Annotated in this window: 14 protein-coding genes; 11 read left to right on the top strand and 3 right to left on the bottom strand. The window is 50.5% G+C overall.

The window, feature by feature from the left end; genetic code table 11:
• Window positions 1-169 precede the first annotated feature (169 nt).
• From AC0YNU_RS05485 to AC0YNU_RS05475, 3 genes are read left to right on the top strand one after another with little or no spacing between them, the layout of a single operon-like run.
• Complete coding sequence (locus AC0YNU_RS05485) at window positions 170-2,032, top strand: SfnB family sulfur acquisition oxidoreductase (protein ID WP_475754031.1); 1,863 nt, start codon at window positions 170-172, stop codon at window positions 2,030-2,032.
• Between the two features lie 29 nt (window positions 2,033-2,061).
• The gene (locus AC0YNU_RS05480; protein WP_475754029.1) at window positions 2,062-3,438 is read left to right on the top strand and encodes an LLM class flavin-dependent oxidoreductase; all 1,377 of its coding nucleotides are present in this window, start codon (window positions 2,062-2,064) and stop codon (window positions 3,436-3,438) included.
• A gap of 51 nt (window positions 3,439-3,489) precedes the next feature.
• Window positions 3,490-4,458, top strand: a complete 969-nt coding sequence (locus AC0YNU_RS05475) for an aldo/keto reductase (RefSeq protein ID WP_475754027.1) — start codon at window positions 3,490-3,492, stop codon at window positions 4,456-4,458.
• 172 nt (window positions 4,459-4,630) lie between these two features.
• Here AC0YNU_RS05475 and AC0YNU_RS05470 read toward each other — a convergent pair whose 3' ends face one another.
• Window positions 4,631-5,593: a hypothetical protein gene (locus AC0YNU_RS05470; protein ID WP_475754025.1), complete on the bottom strand. Its 963-nt coding sequence runs from the start codon at window positions 5,591-5,593 to the stop codon at window positions 4,631-4,633.
• A gap of 618 nt (window positions 5,594-6,211) precedes the next feature.
• Here AC0YNU_RS05470 and AC0YNU_RS05465 point away from each other — a divergent pair.
• From AC0YNU_RS05465 to AC0YNU_RS05435, 7 genes are all read left to right on the top strand, one after another.
• Window positions 6,212-7,168, top strand: coding sequence for an ATP-binding protein (locus tag AC0YNU_RS05465; RefSeq protein WP_475754022.1), 957 nt, complete (start codon window positions 6,212-6,214; stop codon window positions 7,166-7,168).
• 23 nt (window positions 7,169-7,191) lie between these two features.
• Window positions 7,192-8,073, top strand: a complete 882-nt coding sequence (locus tag AC0YNU_RS05460; protein ID WP_475754020.1) for a tetratricopeptide repeat protein — start codon at window positions 7,192-7,194, stop codon at window positions 8,071-8,073.
• Window positions 8,074-8,268: 195 nt separating this feature from the next.
• Window positions 8,269-8,964 (top strand): response regulator transcription factor, encoded by a 696-nt coding sequence (locus AC0YNU_RS05455; RefSeq protein ID WP_475754018.1) that lies wholly within the window; start codon window positions 8,269-8,271, stop codon window positions 8,962-8,964.
• Window positions 8,954-10,411: a sensor histidine kinase gene (locus AC0YNU_RS05450; RefSeq protein ID WP_475754016.1), complete on the top strand. Its 1,458-nt coding sequence runs from the start codon at window positions 8,954-8,956 to the stop codon at window positions 10,409-10,411. Before AC0YNU_RS05455 ends, AC0YNU_RS05450 begins: the two co-directional genes overlap by 11 nt.
• A gap of 79 nt (window positions 10,412-10,490) precedes the next feature.
• The gene (locus AC0YNU_RS05445; protein WP_475754014.1) at window positions 10,491-11,609 is read left to right on the top strand and encodes a TolB family protein; all 1,119 of its coding nucleotides are present in this window, start codon (window positions 10,491-10,493) and stop codon (window positions 11,607-11,609) included.
• A gap of 595 nt (window positions 11,610-12,204) precedes the next feature.
• Window positions 12,205-12,735 (top strand): hypothetical protein, encoded by a 531-nt coding sequence (locus AC0YNU_RS05440; RefSeq protein WP_475754011.1) that lies wholly within the window; start codon window positions 12,205-12,207, stop codon window positions 12,733-12,735.
• Between the two features lie 236 nt (window positions 12,736-12,971).
• Window positions 12,972-13,550 carry an RNA polymerase sigma factor gene (locus tag AC0YNU_RS05435; RefSeq protein ID WP_475754009.1) on the top strand — a complete coding sequence of 193 codons (579 nt, stop codon included), beginning with the start codon at window positions 12,972-12,974 and terminating at the stop codon, window positions 13,548-13,550.
• Window positions 13,551-14,264: 714 nt separating this feature from the next.
• On the opposite strand, the gene AC0YNU_RS05430 is transcribed toward AC0YNU_RS05435, so the two are convergent.
• Window positions 14,265-15,293 (bottom strand): aldo/keto reductase, encoded by a 1,029-nt coding sequence (locus AC0YNU_RS05430; protein WP_475754007.1) that lies wholly within the window; start codon window positions 15,291-15,293, stop codon window positions 14,265-14,267.
• Window positions 15,294-15,521: 228 nt separating this feature from the next.
• On the opposite strand from AC0YNU_RS05430, the gene AC0YNU_RS05425 reads away from it, so the two are divergent.
• On the top strand, window positions 15,522-15,953 hold the full coding sequence (locus AC0YNU_RS05425) for a MerR family transcriptional regulator (protein WP_475754004.1): 432 nt from the start codon (window positions 15,522-15,524) through the stop codon (window positions 15,951-15,953).
• Window positions 15,954-15,972: 19 nt separating this feature from the next.
• Here the strand turns inward: AC0YNU_RS05425 and AC0YNU_RS05420 are convergent.
• Window positions 15,973-16,161: hypothetical protein (locus AC0YNU_RS05420; RefSeq protein WP_475754002.1), on the bottom strand; the 189-nt coding region annotated here is incomplete at its 5' end.

Raw genomic sequence — 16,161 nt, 5'->3', positions numbered from 1 at the left:
TCGGGCATTTCGGCGTCTCTCCGGAGGAGAAAGCATAGCGATCGTCGGTCTTCAGCTGCAGGAGCGACGTCATACGATTCTGGTACGTTCGGAGTCTGCGCTTCGTTCCGCAGCCGATCTTCACAGGGCTGTCATTGGGATAGCGGATAGTGACCCCTGGAAGCTCGGCTTGCGTAAACAGGAGGCGATCAGGCATATCGACGAAGCGTTGAGACAGGCGGGCATTCCGGCTGGAAGTCCGACGCTGGTGGAGCTAAAAGCGGCTAAAGCGAAGGAGGATGCGGGTACGAGGGGAAGAGAACTTCGCGCCTTGCTGCAGGGCGAAGTAGAGGCCGTGTACGTTGAACGCGAAGTCGCTGTCGAAACGCAGCGATTGTTGGACGTTCGGGAGCTGGAGGGATTCCTTCCCGTTACCTCGGAGCTTACGGCGTTGGTCGTTACCGCGCGGTGGCTTCAAGAGGAGCCGGAAGTGATTGAGCGGTTGCTCGGGCATATCCACCTGGCCGCAGAGTGGGCGATTCGTCATCCTGAAGAAGCTAACCGGCTGACGGCCAAACAGCTCGGTATCCCCGAGCAAACGATCGGATTCCTCTACTCGGAGAAGCTTCATCGACAATTCGGCGTTGACGTAACCGAACAAAAATGGAATCGATTCGTTCGTCTTCATCGGGAACTGCAAGCAGGCGGATGGCTGCAAGGCGAGTGTTCCTTAGATGCCGCGCAAGGGCAATCGATACACCGACGGGCGATCGTAGTTGCGGAAAGCGGAGAAATCGAACGCCCGCAGCGCGAGCCGCTTTCACTGTATGCGGAGCGGGATTTGCCGCTTGCTTTCTTCAGCGATCGTCCGCAGGCGCATAGATTGCAAAGCGACGAAGAGGCATTGGCCGCAGCGCGGACCTTCGCGGACGAGATTCGAGCTGGCGCATCGGATCGCGATCGCGGACGCGAACTGCCGCTTAGAGAGATGCAGCGGCTGGCCGAGCTGGGCCTGCTTGGACTGGTCGTACCCAAAGCCTACGGCGGGCCTGAAGTGAGCACGCGAACGCTTGTGGAGATTTTTAAAATCATCTCCCATGCCGACGGATCCATTGGCCAAATTCCGCAGAACCATCATTTTTTCGTCAAAACGATCGAATTGATCGGCAGCGAGGAACAAAAGCGCTTCTTTTTCGGGGAAGTGCTGCAAGGCGCCCAGTTCGGCAACGGATTAGCGGAACGAAGCCGGGGCAAAGGGGCAAGAAAAATCACGACGTCCATCCGCGGATCGGATCGGGAAGACGAGTACGTGCTGAACGGAAGCAAGTTTTATACGACGGGCGCGCTGTATTCGCATTGGATTCCCGTCACCGCTCTGAATGAAGCGGAACAGCGAATGACCGCCTTCGTGCCGCGGCATGCGCCTGGCGTAACTGTGCTCGACGATTGGTCAGGGATTGGCCAGCGAACAACCGCGAGCGGCAGCGTCACGCTTCTCGATGTCAAAGTGCCCGAGAAGCAGGTGCTATCGCATTGGAAGATTTTTGAAGGACCCCAATATTTCTCGGCCTTCGGTCAAATCATGCATGCGGCGATTGATATCGGCATCGCGCGCGCTGCTTTGGAAGATGCCGCGGCTTTTGTTCGTAGCAACACGCGTCCCGCGTATGGAAGCGGAGTCGCGACAGCGGCTGAAGAGCCGGACCTCATCCGACGTTTCGGAGAACTCGGCATTCGTTTGCAGGCAGCCGAAGCTTTGCTGGATCGTGCCGCTGACGCAATCGATCAGGCTCGGGTCGAATTGAATGCACTAACTGCCGGTCATGCGGCACTAACCGTCGACTCGGCGAAGTGGCTCGTAACGGAGACCGCGATCGAGATCACGAATGCGCTCTTCGAAGTAGCCGGTACGTCCTCCATGGACCGCAAATATAATTTTGATCGCCATTGGCGCAACGTTCGCATACACACCCTTCACGACCCTGCCCGGCTGAAGCTGCATCACGTCGGCAAGTGGTTTTTGAACGGGGTTTATCATGAATATAAGATTTAGGGTTATATAGTAGAAGGGCGGCACGATCAATGGGGAAAAGAATAATCATGAATGCGTTCGATATGAACAGCGCGATGCACAATTCACACGGTTTATGGAAGCATCCGGACAGCGAACGGCACCGTTATACCGATCTGACGTATTGGGCAGAGATGGCCAGGCTGTTGGAACGAGGAAAGTTCGACGCCCTGTTCCTTGCGGATGTGGTCGGCATTTATGATGTCTATAAGCAGAGCCGGGATCCCGCCATCCGGGACGCCGTGCAAGTCCCGCTGAATGATCCGGCGCTTATTGTGCCGGCAATGGCTGCCGTTACCGAGCATTTGTCGTTCGCGGTCACCGTTACAACGACCTACGAACATCCCTATGCGCACGCCAGGCGCATGACGACGTTGGATCATCTGACGAATGGAAGAATCGCCTGGAATATCGTAACGTCCTATTTGCCGAATGCCGCTTTGAATCATGGCTTGGACCAGATGATCCGTCACGACGATCGGTATGCGCTTGCCGATGAGTTTCTAGAGGTTGTCTATAAGCTCTGGGAAGGCAGTTGGGAAGAAGATGCCGTGGTGAGGGATGCCGTCCGCGGTGTATATACGGAACCTGGCAAAGTTCACCGGATCGAACACCAAGGCCGGTTTTTCACCGTTCCCGGACCGCATTTAAGCGAGCCTTCGCTGCAGCGCACGCCAGTCTTATACCAAGCGGGAAGCTCGGATCGAGGGCGCGATTTTGCGGCCAAGCATGCGGAATGCGTCTTCGTCGGAGGGAATACCAAGGCTTCGCTCAAGTCTACGATTGAAGATATTCGGAACAAAGCGGAGCAATTGGGCCGGGACCCGCAGCGCATCAAAATGTTCACGGGATTGAATGTGATCGTCGGAAACACGAGAGAGGAAGCGGAAGATAAGTTGAAGGCATATGCCGCTCTTTGGAGCGGGGAGGCGGCGCTTGCCCAATTCGGCGGCTCCAGCGGCTATGATTTGTCGGCATACTCGCCTGATGAATATCTCGCTTACAAGGCCACGGATCACGGGCAGAGCAGAGCCGCCCAATATACGAAGCAGGTTCGGAATCAGCTTACGGTGAAAGAAGTCATGGAGCGGATCGGCACGCTAGACAACCGGCAGGGACGATTACTGCTGGGAACGCCGGCTGATGTCGCGGACGGCATGCAAGAGCAGCTGGAGGAGACGGGGCTGGACGGGTTTAATCTCGCCCATTTTATCACGCCGGGAAGCTTGCGCGAGTTCGTCGACCTGGTTGTTCCTGAGCTCCAGCGCCGGGGGGTCTATCAACAAGACTATGAGCCCGGAACCTTGCGGGAGAAGCTCTTCGGATCGGGGAATCGCCTGCTTCCGGAGGATCATTCCGCCTCGCAGTACCGGAGAGCGATCGGTTAAAATGAAAATGGAGCTGGACATCGCTCATTGACCGAAGGAGGAGTTGTTGCAATGAAATACAGAACAGTCGGCAAGACGGGCATTCAAGTATCGGAATTATGTTTCGGCACGATGTCGTTTGGCGGCAATGCCGATAAAGAAACCTCCAAGCAAATGTTTTATCGCTGCCTGGATAAAGGCATCAATTTCTTCGATACCGCCAATGTCTACAGCGGCGGCGTATCCGAGGAAATTTTAGGCGAGCTGATCGTGGGCAAGCGCGACGAACTCGTGCTGACATCGAAAGCAGGATTCCCCTTTGGATCCGACCCGAATGCGCGAGGCGCTTCGCGCAGGCATTTGTTTTTGTCCGTTGAACAAAGCTTGAAGCGGCTTCGCACGGACCGCTTGGATTTTTATTTTATTCACCGCTTCGATTCGTTGACCGCGATTGAAGAAACGCTTCGTGCGCTCGATGATTTGCGGCGGCAGGGCAAGATTCTGTATCCCGCCGTCAGCAACTGGTCCGCTTGGCAGATTGCGAAGGCGCTCGGCATCTCCGCCAAGGAAAGCCTGGCAAGCTTTGAACTCATTCAGCCCATGTACAACCTTGTGAAACGTCAAGCGGAAGTCGAGCTGCTGCCGCTGGCCGAATCGGAAAAGCTAGGCGTTATCAGCTATAGTCCGCTGGGCGGCGGCCTGTTGACGGGTAAATACGGCATTGGCAAGAAACCGGCTACCGGAAGACTGGTCGATCAGAGCAACTATACGAAACGTTATCACGATGAGAGTTACTATGCGATTGCAGAACGATTTGCAGGCTATGCCAGCGAAAAGGGCATTCATCCTGCGACATTGGCGGTAGCATGGGTTCTGAATCATCCATCCATCACTTCGCCGATTATCGGCGCGCGGAACCTGGAGCAGCTTGAGCCTTCCCTTGCTGCGGCAGACTTGGATTTTACAAGCGAATGGCGCAAGGAGATTACCGCCTTGTCCATCGATCCAGCGCTTGCGACAGATCGCAGCGAAGAGGCATGACGTGGCGGTGCACTAGTCGATTATACTAGGTGTCGGAGATTACTACAGTCCATTTATATTAATTAGCAGAATAGGCAATCATTTTGCGAACAAAACGCCAAACCTCAGATATATTGGAGGTTTGGCGTTATTTGGTCACCGAGTTAGGTCGTTAAAAGTCAGCACTCCGAATTCATCCACTTATGGGGATACCGAGCCAATTAAGCGGTACGAGCGGCCATTGGTAGCCGCGCACGATAAGATCGCCTTTATCAATCCACACCAAGCTGTCGCCTTCGAGCTGCATGTCGAAACGAATTTCCAGCTCGGCCCAAACGCTTTCGCCCGGCAGTATTTCGTGCACGATAACCTCAGGCATGAACTCCGTTCCGCGAAAAATATAAGGGCGCATATCGCCGTTATTTTCGATAAAAAACAATTCTTTCGTTTCGGACTTTTCGCCGATTTTATATTTGAAGGGACCGTCCTCTCCGAACGTAAATTGAAATAACGTCTGCCGTTTCGTCATCCAGCATTTGCTCCAATCGTCGCCGGAGAGCCAGTCCGCCACCCCCGCCCAGCCCAAGATTTCGCCAGACAACTCAATATAGGGTGCGGAGCTCCAAGCATTTACGTTATTCGGCCGGGGAATGCGATTTCCCTGCAACTCGTAGCGCGATACGACGCTGATGGAGCGTTTGGTAAGATCGCCATCGCCATAGGTGAGGTAACCTCTGATATGGAGTCCGTCATCCAAGTATTCCCCGGCGAAAGGTTCAGACCAAGAACAATTGGAAGTCGAAAACCAGAAGGTCGGATCGTCTACGTGCGGCTCCGGAGGCGAAAAATTAAACGATAAATCGTCGTACGTATGAAGAATCGGAGGCTGGTTCTCGCGAAGCCGAATACGGTCGTTTTGGCTCTTTCTTAGTTCGGAGATCGATTGGCGGTAGGTTTCCGTGTCTACGCCCATCGCTCTGTAAGCCGCTTCTTTGATCGTAATTTCTTTGATGCGTTCGTCCTGGGTTGGCCTTGCGAGCTTTGCGAGCTCGAATTGGCGTTCGTTAACGGCATCCAGATACTCCCGATAACGCTGAAAGCCTTCGGCAACCTTCTGGGGAATCGGGTGCAAGGGGTTCTCTTGCCTTTTTTCCATCTTCTTCACCCTCTCTATATTTTGGAAAATAAAAGTCCAATTATTATATGTAAGGTGCCAAGAATATTATCTCATTAAGAGCCGCGACAATCGCGGATTTTTTATTTTATGGATACAACTTCTTGTCCTCCAAAGATAAGAATTTATATTGTTTTCCAATAAAAGACACAAAGGAGATACCTTCCCACTGGTTGTTAAACAATACAGATTCAGGGTTACGAAGTTGCGTTCACTTTCGAATCAGCCAATTCACGCTTCAATGGGCGAATGCGAACGGGGAGGATATCGCGGAAATAGGTGGAATTTTATGGTGATCGTGGGTTTTTTGTTCGAGCCGGTCAGATCGGTTGAGGCTGTGCTTCTGAGAGGGGGCACTGCTGGACAATTTCCTTGCAAGCGGTCAGCAAGAGCTCTTCCATCAGATGTCGCTGAAATTTTTCGATAAAAAAATTATGCAAAGTGCTGTGACTGCTCCATCGAAAAGTCGGGCATGCTGCTGTATCCATGTACTTGAATTTATGGTTTCGTTACCGAATTTGAGCTGCTTCAAGATAAAGTAAAACAAACGATGAATTGAATATGTTACTATTTTCTATATAGCAGGAGGAGGAACCTAGCATGTCGGATTATGATGAACTATCGGAGAGACGAAAGAATAAGCTGAAGCTGATGCAATTCGATAAGGATAATCATTCCTTAGTCGAATCGGACAAGCCTAAGGAGACATTCGAAGATGTCGGCGGGCTGGAGGAAGTGAAGAAGAAGATTCGAATGAACTTCATCCTGCCTCTCAAGCAGCCGGAAATATTCAAAGCATACGGCAAAGAAGCCGGAGGAAGCCTTCTTTTGTTCGGACCTCCCGGATGCGGCAAAACGTTTCTGGCACGCGCAGTAGCAGGTGAAATTGACGCGAATTTCATTCATATCGAGCTGCAAGCGATTCTGTCGATGTACGTCGGTCAAAGCGAGCATAACCTCCATGACGTGTTCCAGAAAGCACGAGAAAATAAGCCGTGCGTTATCTTTATCGATGAGTTGGACGCGATGGGCGGAAGCCGCCACCAGATGAGGCAGCATCATGAACGAATGCTCGTGAACCAGCTCCTGACCGAGCTCGATGGGCTGCAGTCCGGCAATGACCAGGTGTTCGTGATTGGCGCGACCAACACGCCGTGGTATCTGGATTCCGCCTTGCGTCGTCCCGGACGGTTTAACCACCTCGTATTTGTGCCGCCTCCGGAGGAGGAAGAACGTTCTACCATCTTGCAGCTGAAGCTTGCGGGCAAGCCTACAAGCACTCTCAATCTTGGCAAGCTGGCGGCAGAGACGAAGCTGTTCTCGGGTGCCGACCTGGAGCAGGTCGTTAATGATGCCGTTACATTGGCGATGGAGAGAACCTTCGAGACTGGAGAAATTCATCCGATTACGCAGGAGGATCTACGGAAATCGTTAAAAGAACGCAAGGCGACAACGGTCGAATGGTTTGCGACAGCCAGGAACTATGCGATCTACAGCGATGTGAACGGTGACTATAAGATCGTGTTAGACTATTCGAAGCGGCATGGGATTAAATAGACGATTCGACAGGAGGATTATTTGTGGAGGAGATAGCGACGCCTTCCTCTAGTACGCTCTACAGCGCAGTATATCAGCTGATGTCTTGGAAGAGATATAAGGAAGCCATGGCCAAAACGGAAGAGCTGCTGCGGGAAGATCCCCATAATCCGGATCCATACGCCTTATACGCGCAGATATGCCTGTTAAACGGGGAATACGATAAAGCTCAGCATTGGGGAGGGGAAGCGTTAAGACGGGACCCCGAACATCATTTAGGCTGGTATGTCCGCGTTTCGGTCTTTTACGAGACCGGCAACGTGGCTGCTTTCGATGAGGCGGTTCGGGAAGCGCTTCGAATTGATCCTTACGAGGCTCATTACTATTACTTGCAAGCTAATCAATGGAACAAGAAGGGCAAATTCAAGGACGCGAAGGCGCAAATCGAGGCGGCTCTCGAGCTGGAGCCCGAGAATGCCCAATATTTATCGATCCTTAGCTATACGGAAGCTCTGCTTGGAAATGACGAAGCGTCCAAAGAATTGGAACGCGAAGCGCTCCGGTATGGTACGGAAGAAGCGATTGTCTTAATGCACCTGGCTTGGGCTGCGGCAAGACGCGGCGATTATAAGCTGCACGAGACGTATATGCGCAGCGCGGTGCGTTTAAATCCAGACGACAAGCAGTACCAGGACGAATACCTGGAGTCGCTCCGCAATCGCTATATCCTTTATCGGATCTGTTTGTGGCCTAATCGATTCATGCGTAAAATGAAGCCTTGGCAAATTTTCGTCATGTGGGCGGTCTGTTGGTTGTTGTTCAAACCGCTGGTCGTGGTCTTTATTCTTCTTCACCTGGTTGCTCATTGGTCGACCCGAGCGATTGTCCATGTGAAGGTCTTTGGTTGGCGCAGACGGAAAACCTGAATGAAACCGGAACGTTTCTCCATTGAGAGGAACGTTCCGGTTTTTCATTCCCGACGAAAGACAAAGGAAGCGTATATTGATGCTCCTCACTGCATACAAAAGCAGCGCTGCTCTATACGATTGAATTTTGGTTACGGCACGTCCAACCCTTATAATAGAAGCACACGATAACGACATGGGGCAGGTGTAAATGTCATGCCAGCAAAAATCATGGTCATTGAAGATGAAAAAGCGATCGCGGATGCGATCTCATATGCCCTGAAGCGAGAAGGCTACGCGGTAGAGGTCATCGACCGCGGGGATATTGCCGCGAAGCGGCTTGGCGAGACCCGACCCGACGCGATCATTCTCGATGTGATGCTGCCCGGCATGGACGGCTACGACGTGCTGAAGAAGCTGCAGGACAAAGGCAGCATTGGCGTCATCATGTTGACGGCCAAGGAAGACATCGTGAATAAGGTGCTCGGGCTGGAACTTGGGGCTGACGACTATATGACGAAGCCCTTCGATATGCGGGAGCTGCTTGCGAGGCTCAAGTCCCTGCTTAGACGAATGCAGGCCGCCCAAGAGAAGAAGGAGCCGATGGAGGTTCGACTAGGCGGCGTGAACGTACAAGTCGCTAGAAGAACGGTTATAGCGGGGCAACGCAAGCTGGAGCTGACGCCCAAGGAATTCGACCTGATGGCGTTGTTCGCGGCCAATCCCGATCGGGTGTACGAGCGGGAGCAATTGCTCGACCTGGTGTGGGGGATGGATTATTACGGAGGGACGCGCACGGTAGACATTCACGTGCAACGCTTGCGCAAGAAGTTAGGACCCGACTACGGCGACATCATCCAAACCGTCCACGGCATCGGCTACAGGGCATTCGGAGGTCACGGTGAGAATTAGTATCAGGCTGAAGTTCAGCTTATTTCTCGCCGGTCTTCTATTGCTCACGGTATTCGTACTCAGCCTGCTGGTGCTCCAGGGAATCGAGCGGAATCAGCGCGCGCAGGCAGAAAGGCTCCTCGCGCAGCAAGCCGACACGGCGAACGTCTATTTCATTCAATCCATTATGGAGCAATCCAATAAAGTCCCGCAGACATTCCTGGAGACCCATGGAGCGGCTTTCGCTGAGCAGCTGGAGCGGATCAGCGGACAGCCCGTCGTTTTGTACGATGGGAGCGGCGCCGTCATAGGGAAGAGGGATATGGTTCCTCCATCGAGCAGCATTAAACGGATGCTGCCTTATGCGCTGAAGAACAAGACCGCGTATTCGGTGGAGGGGGAGTCGATGTATTATTTGACCCCGCTGCGTACGGGCGACGAGCAGGTCGGTGTCATCCAATTCTATTATTCCCTCCATGACCATCAAGCCTTCTACGAAGAAATTAAGCGATTGTTCATCTATATCGGAGCGGGCGTGTTCGTGCTCAGCTTCCTCTTGGGTTATTTGTTCTTCAGCTCGTCCGCTCGCAGTATCATTCGGCTGAACGACACGGTTGGCCGTATCCGCGAGGGACAGTTCGCCTTGCCGGTCATCAAGCGGAGGGACGAGATCGGGGAGCTGGGCTCGGGCATTGCCGCCATGAGCGAACGCCTCATGGCCACGATGCGGGATAAAGACGAGGAGCGGGAGAAGCTGGCGCTTGCGGTTCGCAAGCTATCGGAGCTGGATCGGCAGCAGAAGGAGTTTATCGGCAATGTCACGCATGAGTTCAAGACGCCGCTGACTTCGATAAAAGCCTACCTCGACCTGCTCGATATGTATCCCGATGACGAAGAACTGCTGGCCACGGCCAAAACGCATATCGCCGAAGAGACGCAGAGGCTATACGAAATGGTGGAGAAGGTGCTGCAATTGTCGGCGATGGAGAAATACGATTTCGAGTATAACAAGGAAAGGATCGAGGTACGGGGAATCATTGAGTCGGTGCTTGGCAGCCTGAAGGGGAAAATGGATAAGTTCGGCCTCGCGCTGGAAACGGATTTGCGCGAAGCCTACATGGAAGCCGATAAGGATTATATGAATATCGTGCTCGTGAACCTGCTTGACAATGCGATCAAATACAACAAACCGGACGGCTGCATTCGCGTAAGCAACTTTGTAAGCGACAACGAGGTTGTCATCGAAATATCCGACACGGGGATCGGCATTCCAGGCGAGCTCGGAGATGAGATTTTCAAAGCGTTCTATACGGTGGATAAGAACAGATCCAGAGAGCATGGCGGTGCTGGACTTGGTCTGTCGCTGGCAAAGCGTTATGCCGAGACGCAGGGCGGCAGCATCTCCATTGTAAAGTCGGATGGCGACGGTACGACGTTCCGAATCGCATTTCCGATTCAATCTCGATAAGATTGTTTACAACTCGGAAACAATTCTTCGTTTCTTCGCAACATTCGGTTGTTATTGTAAGCAACAGGAGGCGATCACAATGAATCGAACAAAATTAGCCATCATGGCCTGCGTGCCTTCACTGCTGCTTACTATCACCGCTTGCAGCGGAAATAGCGGAGGAAATCGCGAGATTATTAAGGAACCGGGCAGCACCATAACCGTTATTAATAACGATAGCAAGGCGCCGGCTGCGGAACCGGCCATTACCGTCGACGGCATCAAGCGCTACGATAAGATCGAAATATCCGGATGGCTAGACGAGGATACGGTTATTGTATCCAAGGAGAACGCTGCATTAGCGAAGATGAAGCTGGAGGAGCTGTCAGGTTCTTATCCGCGCAGCTTGTACCTATTCAAGCTGAAGACGGGTGAGCTCGTTCCGCTGAAGGAACAAGAGAATGTTTTCCTGGGAGGCGCCAGCTTGTCTCCGGACAAAAAGCATCTCCTCTACTCGGAGTACACGCTAGGCGACCCCGCGTATAATGTCATGAATCTGGAAACGCTGAAGTCCTTTCGCCTGGCGGGCGATGCCATTGGAGGAGCCACAAGCGCCAGATGGTCGGATGATAATAGCATTATCGGTACTTCTTATGCGGGCGGGGCTTTCACGGCAAACACGGAAGGCGATATCGCCGCGCTTAAGGAATTGAACAAAGGCGCGCTAATTATCGCAGTCAAGCTCGGCAACAATATTTACTACAACACGAATGCGGATGAAGCCCTAAAGGTGCTTCATTCGGATACCAACGAAACCAAGGATATGGGGCTTGGTTCCGTGGGCAGCGTCATTCCTTCGCCCGACGGCAAGCAGCTGCTGGTGAAACAATACGACGGCTCCAAAGTAAAACTCGTGCTGTGTGATCCCGATGGAGGGAACGCGAAGAAGATTGCGGAGGGAGCGGAGCTTGGAGGAATTTCCTGGTCAGCGGATCAACGGCTGATCGCGTACAGCATGCAAGCGGAGGTTAGCGGGGCGACGGTCAAAGGCTTATACGTCCACGATCTACTGGCCAATAAAGCGACCCGTATCGTAGCCGATGTCGAGAACGCCGTAAGTTCCTCGTGGAGTCCCTCAGGCGATAAGCTCTCCTACTCGGTATGGAACGGAAGCAGCTACGACAGCAGAGTCGTCGAGATTCATACTTCCTTGAAGTGATTCTTCATCGCAAGCAGCGATTTAATGAAGTGCGGAATGACCGTAACGAATAATTTGATGGTAAGATGTTTATAAATGATTAAATTGATCATACTATATACTAATTATCGATTGTGTTTAACTGATATTCACGACTAAACGATGTAAGTTGGACCGTTTGAAGGTGCTGACAAAGAATATACATTAGATCAACGATAAACAAACCGTCAAGGCATTATGCCCTGGCGGTTTTTCTTATGCTTGAAAACCTGTGCTGCTTACCTGCGAAGTGTGCAATCCTGGCCAACGCCAATCATCTTTTGTCATTCCTACAGGCAGAAACCTTCGTTACCTAATTGTAGCCGTTTCTTTACCGTTCTGTCATTCTTGTCGTGGCTGGACTAGGTAATATGAGGTTGTAATTCAACCGTCGCTTGTTCTTCAATGAAAATAAGAGGTGAAGTTCTATGTGATGAACAAATCGAAACACTCGTATTCATATAAATTAGCCGCAAAACTGGCTTTGACCGGATCGCGGTAGGCTCCATGAGGCAACGCGGCATACCGCTCGCGGTAGTGAATGAAGGTAAAAATAAAACGAGGAGGAAACATGAATATGAAAAAGAAAAACAAGGGAGCCGCGGTGCTGCTGCTGCTGGCTGTTGTCGCCGTTTCCATACCGGCCATAGTGTCCGCAAACAGAGCGAATCATGTTGAACAGGCAGTACCAGTCGTTGCACAAGCGAATCAAGTCGAGCAAACCGTCTATGAGAATACCCAATATGGCTTCCGCTTCACGCTGCCCGACACTTGGAAAGGGTACACGATCGTAACGGACAAATGGAAAGGTCAGGATGCGACTGCCGGTAAGGTCGTAGAAAGCGGCGCGTCCATCGGCATCCGCCATCCCGAATGGACAGCTGACAAGCCTAGACAGGATATCCCCATTTACGTCTTTACAATCGATCAATGGAACGCGCTTCGGCAGGAGAAGTTTTTCATCGGCGCAGCGCCTATGGGACCAAGCGAACTAACTCGCAATGACAAATACGTGTTCGCGCTTCCAGCACGTTATAACTTTGCCTACCTGGAGGGCTACCAAGAAGTGGAAGATATCTTGAAGGGCAATCCCATGCAACCGATGTAAGCAATCGAATATAAAGGAAAGAAGAGTCCGCTGATACAGCGGATTCTTCTTTCTTGTGTATCTTTATAAAACTTAACATTTTCTTTCTTTTTACTTTATGAATGGCGGCTATAGTAAAGTCAGACGGCTTCGTGGAGGGTTTTTATGAAAACGAAATTGGTTATAAACCATGGCAAAAATATAGCAAGCTTAACATCCATTTCTTGCATGTTTCCATGAGCAGGGGGAACGAACATATGATTTCCTCGGACCATCGCGTGCGTCAGCAGTTACGCCGCAATGCTGAAAGTACGAATTCTCTTGACAATAGAAATAGTGGCTTGAATTTAGAGGACGTGTACCTCTTGCATCGGAGCGATATTTACTGCTATGCATATAAACTGACCGGTGATTCGGGGATAGCAGAAGACTTGATGCAAGAAACATTCATACGTGCCTATAGCTTTTCAAACTCGGTCGAAGAATGGAAAGTGAAGTCTTGGCTATTCACGGTAACGCACAATATTTTTATTGACTGGTATCGAAAACGGAAACGAGCACTCATTTTACCTTTAACCGAAGTAGAACTGATCAGGGATCCAGCCCAATCTACAAACCCCGAAATTCAGTTCCTGAATAAAGACATATGGGAAAGATTCGAAAGGGAGATCGCAGCGTTACCTGTAAAACAAAAACGGGCTTTGCGCTTATTCTACGTGAATCAACTCAGATATGAAGAGATATCCAGTGAACTGGGTTTATCGATCACCAATGTGAAAGTAGCCATTCATCGTGGCAAGCTACGACTTCGCGAGAGATGGAAGCGAGACATTTAGCACCTTATCGGCGCAAATGAAAGACGCCCCGGAAGGGAAATGACTTACAAAGAACTCCGGTTGATGCAAAAAAACTCCATTCATCGGAACGGAGTTGCGGATTATTCTTTCCGATCTTGGAAGGGAAGTAAAGCTGCGTATAGGGAGAATTTATAAGTTCGGAAAGGTTGCCGGGTGAAAGTGGTTTGGCAGCTCGGGGAATTTCAGCTTAATTGTGAAAAATCAACCAGGCGATAAAAAGCCAGAATGGCACGACCAAAAGCGATCCATTAATCAAGCCGGTCGTGAATTTTCCTCTGCGCTTCGTCGATCCGTTCTCTATGGCTGCCGTTGCGGCGAAATTCGAAGAACGAGTCTTAATACCTGCTTGAAGCAAAGTAGCGTTGATCGGTTTGCGGTGAATTATTCTCATAAAGTAACCCTTCTTTCCTGATCTTTCATGACTATAGTCGCGATAATGAATCATTATCCTTTATATCGGTCACGAATGAATAGGAATGAAGTCCTTTTTAAACAAATATCAAAAAAATATTAGCGCATTTAAGGTGTCTAAAGACACGTATCCGACGTATGTCCAAAGACACAAAAGCGGCGACATGAAATGCGGCAGTCTTAGACTAGAAAATAAAGTCTTGGACTACCGCCGTATTCATTTAACTATCGTTCCGTTCATTCAACGCCCATCGCACTTGAAATTTTCTTATTTGGCCGTTATCAGTTGCGATTGGCGATTCTGCCTGCGAATTGACCATGAAGGGATTGTTTGAACTGATCCGCCCCCAGAAAATCATGCGGGAATCCCAGTGGGATATTGCTGGCGATGGTTAACAGATCCATCTGCTCACGTGTCAGCTCGAAGGTGAGGCAGTTTAAATTGTCTTTGATCTGCGTTTCCGTTCTTGCACCAATAATCGGGATTGTCATTCCTTCCTGCTGTCTGATCCAGTTAAGGGCTACTTGTGCAGGCGATTTGCCGATCTCTTGAGCAATGATTTCAACCGTTTCCAGTATAGAGCGATTTCGATCCGAAACGCTTTCCCCAGTAAAATCAACCCGCTTAGAGTCCTCTGGCCTGCCTCCTTTGTATTTGCCGGACAACACGCCACCACCCAGCGGAGCCCAGGCGGTTACCCCGATGTCCAACGCTTTTGCCATCGGGATTAGGTCGCGTTCCGCCTCCCTTTGGACCAGACTGTATGGCACCTGTAATCCGGTAAATGGAGTCCAGCCCCGCAGCTCTGCCATTGTATTGGCTCTTGCGACAATCCACGCCGGAGTGTCTGAGATGCCGATGTACAGAATTTTTCCGGCTCGAACCTGATCGTCTAAAGCCCGCATCACTTCTTCGACCGGGGTCATAAAATCCCATGCATGCAGCCAGTACATATCAATATAATCGGTTTTCAACCGTTTCAAGCTTGCGTCTAGGGATTGAACCAGGCTCTTGCGGTGATTCCCTCCGCCGTTCGGGTCATTCGGATTCATGGTCAGTGAATATTTCGTGGCGATGACAAATTTCTCCCGCTCCGATGCAACAAATTCCCCGAGGAATTCCTCGCTATCTCCTCCCGTGTACATGTTGGCGGTATCAATTAGATTTCCTCCTGCCTCTACATAAGCGTCAAAAATCTTGCGACTTTCCGTTTTATCCGCTCCCCAGCCCCAACGATCCCCGAATGTCATCGTACCCAAAGCGATATCCGATACTCTTAATCCGCTTTTACCAAGCAACTTGTATTTCATTTGATTTCACTCTCCCTTTAAATTCCCATACGGCGTATGTTGTTTCGTACAATTCAAATGCTACAGTCTAGAGTTCACTCTAGATCAAGTGGATAATTTTGATTTCTGTTTCGATGTCCCAGTGAGGGACGTAAAAGTTGGTTTATCGTTTCCAAACGCGTATATTCTAAATCAAGAAGAACCATAGGTTTCAATTCAATGAATGGCGGAAGGTGGAGCATAATCAGAATGAACGAAGAATTTACGATCGGCCAAGTTGCAGAAAAGACGGGGTTGTCCATCCATACCTTAAGATATTATGAAAAAGAAGGTATTCTGCCGATCATCAAAAGAAACGAAAGCGGTATACGCATGTTTGAATACGAGGATATTCAGTGGATCAATCTCCTTAACTGTCTTCGTAGTACCGGTATGCCAATCGCTCAGCTTAAAGACTATGCGGATCTCACTTTACAAGGAGACCAATCAGGTGAAAAAAGGTTGGAAATTCTTGAGAAACAAAAAGAAAAAATAGAAGAACAAGTGACTACATTGAAGTCTCACATCGACCTGCTTAATGCTCAAATGGAGTGGTACCCCAGATTGAAAAAAGACAATATTCCATTTGATCATGCAATGAAGACGTGGTTAACAGAGGGGAAATTACCTCCTGAACTGTAGTGAACGCTAAGTTGTAGGATCAAATTGCGCGAATCTCCGCCGCACAAATCCATACGGCGGTGTTCCTGGTGACGAAGCCGCGGCGACCCAGGATTACGCTCCCTCGAAATGATTCAGTTTCCTCACTCAGACTCATGAATTCGCAGGATTTCACCCTTTGATGATGTTGAAAGAAGAAGATATGCTGGAGCTTGCTGCTCGGATGAGG

This window comes from Paenibacillus sp. J31P316 (assembly GCF_056269105.1).
This window is presented reverse-complemented; position numbering and strand designations above follow the sequence as displayed.

Excerpts from the sequence above, each read along its gene's own strand:
- AC0YNU_RS05480 (WP_475754029.1), top strand. The coding sequence starts at position 2,062 with ATGGGGAAAAGAATAATCATGAATGCGTTCGATATGAACAGCGCGATG.
- AC0YNU_RS05475 (WP_475754027.1), top strand. The coding sequence starts at position 3,490 with ATGAAATACAGAACAGTCGGCAAGACGGGCATTCAAGTATCGGAATTA.
- AC0YNU_RS05470 (WP_475754025.1), bottom strand. The coding sequence starts at position 5,593 with ATGGAAAAAAGGCAAGAGAACCCCTTGCACCCGATTCCCCAGAAGGTT.
- AC0YNU_RS05465 (WP_475754022.1), top strand. The coding sequence starts at position 6,212 with ATGTCGGATTATGATGAACTATCGGAGAGACGAAAGAATAAGCTGAAG.
- AC0YNU_RS05455 (WP_475754018.1), top strand. The coding sequence starts at position 8,269 with ATGCCAGCAAAAATCATGGTCATTGAAGATGAAAAAGCGATCGCGGAT.
- AC0YNU_RS05445 (WP_475754014.1), top strand. The coding sequence starts at position 10,491 with ATGAATCGAACAAAATTAGCCATCATGGCCTGCGTGCCTTCACTGCTG.
- AC0YNU_RS05440 (WP_475754011.1), top strand. The coding sequence starts at position 12,205 with ATGAAAAAGAAAAACAAGGGAGCCGCGGTGCTGCTGCTGCTGGCTGTT.
- AC0YNU_RS05435 (WP_475754009.1), top strand. The coding sequence starts at position 12,972 with ATGATTTCCTCGGACCATCGCGTGCGTCAGCAGTTACGCCGCAATGCT.
- AC0YNU_RS05430 (WP_475754007.1), bottom strand. The coding sequence starts at position 15,293 with ATGAAATACAAGTTGCTTGGTAAAAGCGGATTAAGAGTATCGGATATC.
- AC0YNU_RS05425 (WP_475754004.1), top strand. The coding sequence starts at position 15,522 with ATGAACGAAGAATTTACGATCGGCCAAGTTGCAGAAAAGACGGGGTTG.